The sequence below is a fragment of the Mesorhizobium sp. M0909 genome (genome assembly GCF_040319515.1).
In the GTDB taxonomy this organism is placed as follows: Bacteria; Pseudomonadota; Alphaproteobacteria; order Rhizobiales; family Rhizobiaceae; genus Mesorhizobium.
In genome coordinates this window covers 1-4,180 of sequence record NZ_JAMYOA010000051.1, presented here as the reverse complement: position 1 = coordinate 4,180, position 4,180 = coordinate 1, and the positions used below count along the sequence as shown (strand labels likewise).

The following is a 4,180-nucleotide window of genomic DNA, read 5'->3' as shown; positions in this document are numbered from 1 at the left end:
AGGGTGGCCCGCAGGGCCGGGTGGGGTTCTCGGCGACGCGCTCCATCTTTTTCGGTCTAAACGTCGAGGCGGTTGAGACGACCCCACCCCCGGGGGGGGGGGGGGGGGGGGCCCCCCCCCCCCACGTCTTCCTTCGGTTAACGCTAACGTCGCACGCGCGATGGCATTTCGTTCCGCCGCCGCTTGATCGACCAGTCGCTCGCACATGTCGCCGAGGCAGTGGAGCGCATGCCCGATTACAGTTCCTCGCCGAGCACCAGGCCGCGCACGATGAGCCGCGGTCGCCGTCTGTCGACCTGGTTGCCGCCGTGCTTGAGCGCGTGGTGGCGCCGGTGGCCTAAAGGTCGCGACGAATGAAACGCCGGCCCAGTTCAACCCGCGCGACGTCCTTCAAAGCTGGGGGGATCGATCTTCACCAAGCGGTTTGCGGCCTCAACCGCAGTTCGTATCCTGCTGCACAGCGCGAGATTTTCGGCCAGCATTTCTTCAGTGCGTTGAAGCGCGAGCTCAGTCCGGTGGATGCGCTGCCTGGCATTGGCAACTTCCGATGTCAAAAGATCGGCGGCACCCGTGGCCGTGGGGTTCATAGTGTCCATAGATTTCTAATACATGGGGGGCGATATCGTTCCCTGATGTCGGGCGAAACCGCGGGCCGCAGAAAAGCGCGATGGGCCGAATGACCAATGCGCGCCCTGTCAAAACAGCGCCAGAAACCGGCGAACGGCTTCGGCCGCTCTACATCCCACGGGCGGCGGTTCGCTTAGAAAAAGGCGTATCTACGCGGTGCAGGGAATTCTGTATCCACGAGCAATCGTCCCTGCATTGCTGGCGTCGATTGGTGAGGATTTAAGGCTGCGAGAGCAAGCAGAGTGGCACTCTTTCCAGCCTCATCTTTGCCCATAAGGCAAGTGACCTGGTCTAGGGCTTGTTGAGATTCATTTGGAGTTGATGACGGCAAGATGAATGATGGCATTGAAGCTCTGGTCGGTTTTGTCGGCGCGCGCATGGCGATGCGTTTGAACTCTTTGAGTTTCCAGAAGAAATTCTCGATCAGATGACCCCATTTGTACATCTCGGCATCGAGCGGGATCGGCTTTGTTCGGCGCGGATGCTGGGAAATGACGATCTTGGCGCCACGCTCGTTCAGATCGGCGATGATGGTGTTGCTGTCGAAGGCCTTGTCGGCGATCAGAGCGCCGAAGGAGAGGCCTTGGATGAGCGGTTCGACACCGACCGTATCGAAGCGCTGGCCCGGCAGCAGGACAAAGCGCACGGGATTGCCAAGCGCGTCGGCAAGCGCCAAGATTTTGGTTGTCATACCGCCCTTGGAGCGACCTATGGCCTGGCTTTGAGTCCCCCTTTTGCGCCCTGGCCGTGTCGATGGACCTTGACGATGGTGGCGTCGACCATGGCGTATTCCATGTCCGGCTGGCCCGAGCAAGCCTCGAAAAGCCGAATGAAAACATCGGCTTTGACCCAACCTCGGTAATCGCGTGAAAACGCTGTTCCACTTTCCGAAGAGGGCAGGCAGATCACGCCACGGACTGCCAGTCCGCACGATCGAAAGAACCGCTTCGACGAACAGGCGATTGTCGTGGCCGCTTCGCCCAGGATCCGCTGGCTTACCCAGACAATGCGGTTCCATCTTCGCCCACTGGGCGTCCGTCAGCACGAATCGTTCCATCCAAAGCTTGGAATCACGATCAAGCCTGAATGGGAATCATGAATATCAACAGGCCCTAGTCCGAATCCCTGTGTCTTCAGCAGAACGAAAATCGGTTACTTGCGCAGAAATGATCTTCATAGCGTCCACCCTCTCCCAAAACACCCTATGGGAGCATTGGCGTCGAGCAAAGTCGAACGGAAGAACGCGAGCGTCCGAAACGCGGGCGACCGCTGGTCGCTGCTGACAGCCGAGCCGCCGCACGATGGGCGGAGACGAAGCGGGCTTTTAGGCTTTCAATCCTGCCGAGGCGCTTTTTCGGAGACGAACTCCTGGGCCTTCGCCATTCTCGTCGGACGCCAGCCGCCTTCAAGAGCGCATCAATTTTTCAGCCAGACGTAAGTGTGTTCAAATTCCGGACACCAAATCTCGATACTGGTCTTGATCTCGCACGTCCGGCCAGTCTGAGTAAGGCAGTGGAGCGCCACCGCTTGGTGCGCTGCAACGACCGGATCTCCCGGGCAAGTTCGCTTACGATTTCTGGTTTCAGGCGGGCTCGCCCTTGTTCTTCTGACATCACACCAAATGCCTCTTGTCGGGCCAAGAGTGCGGGTCGCTCCTAGGCGTCAGCGGCTAAGTGTATGGCTAACGATTTGCTATTGTACGCTTTCGTATCAATTTCGGCAATGGATTCGGTCGGCGTGGAGAAGGATCTTAGCCCTCCCAGAAATCCTGCAGCGACGCGTTACCGCGCCGGCCGGGAGTTTCCTCCCTCGTGAACACCGGACGCGAGTTTTCTTGACTACGATTGCAAAAGTCTGTTCTCTCTCCCCAGCAAGGCATTTCGAGGCAATCGTGGATAGCAAGCGGCTCAACCACAAACTGGAGTGCAAGGCCTGCGGCACGATCCTGATGGCCATCCCCGACAATCCCGACGACGACACGCCCGTTCGTTGTAGCAATTGCGGAGGGTACCTCGGGCAATGGGGGGAGCTGCGGGACGATTTCTACAAACAGGCCCGAGGCGCACAGGCGTTCGACCTGAACCAGGGCAACATCATCAAGAAGTAAGCTAATTCACCCAGGGACGGGCCGGCCCTTAAATTTTTCAGCGCAGCGGCAATGCCCAGCGAAACGTCAGGCGGACCGGCGTGACCGCTTCCACTCGTCTGGCTTGAAGGCTGAAAAGATTTGAGGAGAATAATTCAATCAGTCCGCGCGAGCGGAACCTAGAACCGCAAAAAGCCCGCCGGACCTTTGGGCACGATGGGCTTTAGCGTGAAGAGATCGCGTTCAGTCGTAGATTTTCACAATCTTGCGGCGTACCTGGATCGACCAGGACGGTTCGTCCGTCGACGATCACGTAGCGGTACTGAACGTCTGGCACCTCGTAAAGCTCAACAGTGTCAGGCAGAGCCGTGCCGATGTTGACCTCCACGCCGGGAAGGCTCAACGATGCCATTGGTTTCTTTTTCACGTACTCTCGGACACAGTATCTTGTTCAGGCTGAATGATGACCTCCTAAGCGGCGGCGGCGCTGACACCAACTAGCAAAAGGATCCCAGTCGCAGCCGATGAAAGTTGCTTTCGCATTTAACCTCCAAGCAAATTTCCGCTGCGGTGCTAGATTGCTGCCGCGACGGGTTGCTTACGTTGAACGGTGCGAAGCAATTCTTGTTCCACTGGCAGTTTGCGCGAACCCGCTGAAACACATACGCGCCAGCTCAAGGCTTGGTTTCTTCCTGAGGAGGCGCGCTTGGATCAGGACAACCAGGATGTGGCAATTTTTCACACGGAGAGGGCCGGTCGCCAACGCCGCCATAGTGTTTCACGAGTTTTGCGAAACCGTAGGCGAAGGCGAAAAGAAGCGCTAAAACAACCGCTATTCGGACGGCCATGGGATATTGTATCAGGATCCCGATCAGGAAGGGCGCGGATCACTTCCCTCGCGCAATTTCCTTCGCGAGATCGCCCGTTTCGCAAAGCCTGTGCTGATCTCGTCAACCAACCGGTTGCTCACTTCGATCAGCCGACACAGCGCGTCTACCAACCGGCAGCTGGCCCCTAGGGTGAGCCTCGGCTGCTGGCCGGGCTGAAACCCTTCGCGGCGGTGACGTTGAATTCGGAGAAAGCGCGGCAAACATCGCTAAAGAAGTCCGCAGCCACGCCGTAGTCGGCTTAGCCAGCGGGCAAGGGACTATCAGGTCGTAAGTCCGTCAGTGTGGCGACTTCCCTGTCATGCCGCATCGGAAGGCCGAAAACACTGCGCGCACGAAGGCAGAAGAAGCGAGGACTAGTCGGCTGCTGGAGGAGGCAACTGCGTTTCGCCAAGCATCGGACATTCGAGCTTACGTGAGAGGCGCAAGCGAGGCCAATAACTCTTCGAACGAGAACGTGCCCGCAGACCAGTTTGAGCGCTGGGCCACCTGGGCGCTAGAGCACGTCCTGTTTAATCCGGTTCATATCCTGCGGCTTTGAAGTAGTTGGCACATTCGGCTGGGGTGAAGAGGTCGACGA

At 58.2% G+C, this 4,180-nt stretch carries 3 protein-coding genes and 1 pseudogene; 1 reads left to right on the top strand and 3 read right to left on the bottom strand.

The features are described from left to right. Window positions 1–371: 371 nt before the first annotated feature. Window positions 372–587, bottom strand: a complete 216-nt coding sequence (locus NKH83_RS31350) for a hypothetical protein (protein ID WP_352809015.1) — start codon at window positions 585–587, stop codon at window positions 372–374. Window positions 588–760: 173 nt separating this feature from the next. Next, complete coding sequence (locus NKH83_RS31345) at window positions 761–1,645, bottom strand: IS5 family transposase (RefSeq protein WP_352809017.1); 885 nt, start codon at window positions 1,643–1,645, stop codon at window positions 761–763. Window positions 1,646–2,518: 873 nt separating this feature from the next. Between NKH83_RS31345 and NKH83_RS31340 the strand changes: the two genes are divergently transcribed. Continuing rightward, complete coding sequence (locus tag NKH83_RS31340; protein WP_352809014.1) at window positions 2,519–2,734, top strand: hypothetical protein; 216 nt, start codon at window positions 2,519–2,521, stop codon at window positions 2,732–2,734. A 222-nt stretch (window positions 2,735–2,956) separates the two neighbouring features. Here the strand turns inward: NKH83_RS31340 and NKH83_RS31335 are convergent. After that, window positions 2,957–3,256: pseudogene (locus NKH83_RS31335) on the bottom strand (DUF1236 domain-containing protein). Window positions 3,257–4,180: the final 924 nt, after the last annotated feature.

Bases quoted from the DNA above. Each gene is read 5' to 3' on its own strand.
- NKH83_RS31345 (WP_352809017.1), bottom strand. From the start codon at position 1,645: ATGGAACCGCATTGTCTGGGTAAGCCAGCGGATCCTGGGCGAAGCGGC.
- NKH83_RS31350 (WP_352809015.1), bottom strand. From the start codon at position 587: ATGAACCCCACGGCCACGGGTGCCGCCGATCTTTTGACATCGGAAGTT.